Below are 2,242 nucleotides of genomic sequence, written 5' to 3' on the forward strand. Positions count from 1 at the left end.
GAGCGCCGGGCTGGCCGCGGCCAACGCTCGCGGTCGCCGTGGTGGCAGACCGTCGGTGATGACCGCTCACAAGGTGCGGGTGGCGCAGGAGATGTACCGCTCCGGGCAGTACACAGTTAGCGTGATCGCCACCACCTTGGGAGTCAGCCGCGCCTCGATCTACCGCCACCTGTTCAGCGCTGGCGGCTAGCCAATCGGAACACGGGCACCCTACCTGCTGTTTACAGACAGCCGCGGATCGTCCACGGCGTGCTGGCGCGTGCTGTCGGTGCAGCTCAGGTAAGGGACCGCGGTGCTTGATCCACCCGGGTTCCAGGGTTGCATGCGCATCCCGGCTGGTTCCGGGGTGGCGTTGAGTACAGCTCTGAGGACGGCGCGATGTCGCCATGCCTCGTTGGCCTGATTGCCACCCTTGGCCGGCCACGGATGCCCCGGATGAGGGAAGTGGCCCGGTCTGCCGAGGCCGGGGCCGGTTGCAGCACATGAGTGGGAGCCGTCGTCGGACGCAGCCACCTTGGGACCGTGGTCGTGACCCAGCACCGCCCATCGGAGCGGCCGGAGCAGGCCACAACGAGCAAGGAGGCGCCGTGGACGATCGGCGGTTGGTCGGCATCGACCTGGGGATCACCAGCGCCCCCACCCGTGCGGGTGCTTTCGGGCGACGGCACTATCGTGTGCCGGCGCAAGGCGATCCCGACCCTAGCCAGCTTGGTCGAGGTGGAGCAGGCCGCCCTTGTCGGGGCGATGCCAGGGGTCTGCCTGGAGGTGGTGGTGGAGCCGACTGGGCCATCGTGGTTACCGATCGCGGTGTTCTTCGGTGCCCGCGGGCACACCGTGTACCGGGTCAGTTCGGCCAAGGCCCACGACCTGCGCCGGGTGTTGTCGCGGCATGCCAAGTCCAACGGCATCGACGCCGACACCCTGGCTCGGCTGCCGCTGGTCGATCCCGCCGGGCTGCACCCGCTGCAGCTGCCCGACGCACCCAGGGCAGCGCTGGACCGCCGGGTGCGCGCCTGTGACCGGCTGACCCAGGCCGCCGCCTGCCACAAGCGGCGCATTAAGGACCTGGTCCGTCAGCTCATGCCCACGACGCCACTGGCTGGCGAGCTCGGCCAAGCCGACCTGGCGGTGCTGGAACGCTACGCCGACCCCCACACGCTGCTGGCCGCCGGCCGTGCCCGGCTGACCCGGGTGATCGTTAAGGCCTCCCACGGCCAGCAGGGCGCGGCCCGGGCCGAGCAGTGGCTTGGCGCCGCCCGCGCCTCACTCGAGCTGTACGCCGACCACCCCGCTGTCGCCTTTCAAGATCTGGCCGCCGAGGTCACCACCGAGCTCCGCCTGCTTGCCACCACCCAGGCCGAGCTGGACCGCCACGCCACCCAGCGGGAGTTCTGCTACCGCTGGGTCGACCCAGCAGGGCTGGCCCGCAGCCTGCCCGGCCTGGCCGAGATCGGCGGGCCGGCCCTGGTCGCCACCATGGGCCCCGCCACCCGCTTCGCCACCTCGGCCAAGTTCCGGTCCTTCACCGGCCTGGCCCCCAAGGCGTCAGAGACGGGCCAGACCGACCGCAAAGGCCAGCCGATCAGCAAGGCGGGCAATCGGCTGCTGCGTACCACCCTCTACCGCGCCGCCGACAACGCCCGCCGCGTCGACCCGCAGCTGGCCCGCATCTACTACCTGCAGATGGTCGAACGCGGCAAAGACCATCTCGGCGCGGTCTGCGTAGTCGCCGCGCGTCTGGCCGAGCGCGCCTGGGTCACCCTTGATCGTGGCATGCCCTATGTGATCTGCGATACCGACGGCACCCCAGTCACTGCTGAGCAGGCCAAGGCCATCATCGCCGAGCGTTTCACCGTTCCCGAAGAGGTCCGCCGCAGGCGGCGCAGCAAGAAGGGGAAGGCCCCTCAGCAAGTCCTTCAAGGACATGTCACAGGCGCTCAAGGCGCAACGAGGCGACCCTCCCCCTCACCCTCCAGTCTTGGCCGGCGGCCCACCCCCGTCAAGCAAGCCCTACCACGGACTTGACCCCCAACCCTCCATAGGGAATCAGGTCAGGTGCCAAATCCAGCGGGTGCCGCGTCAGGCAACCTTCGCCCTCTTGATGGTGCTGGCGCGTCGGATCACCTTGCGGAGGCGTGGGTCGGTAATGTTGCGGTTCCGCCCCGTCGAGGCGCTGTCGCGGCGCCGCCGATCTCGCAAAACCCCTACTGCGGCAGGAGTCCGAGCTGTCCGAGCATGCCGG

At 69.8% G+C, this 2,242-nt stretch carries 2 protein-coding genes; both read left to right on the plus strand.

The window, feature by feature from the left end:
- A partial coding sequence (locus tag VF468_10070; GenBank protein ID HEX5878655.1) for a helix-turn-helix domain-containing protein occupies positions 1–190 on the plus strand: 190 nt, incomplete at its 5' end.
- Between the two features lie 527 nt (positions 191–717).
- Entirely contained in the window at positions 718–2,025 is a 1,308-nt protein-coding gene (locus VF468_10075; protein HEX5878656.1) for a transposase, read from the plus strand.
- The last annotated feature ends 217 nt before the right edge of the window (positions 2,026–2,242 follow it).

It is taken from the genome of Actinomycetota bacterium (assembly GCA_036280995.1).
GTDB lineage: Bacteria > Actinomycetota > CALGFH01 > CALGFH01 > CALGFH01 > CALGFH01.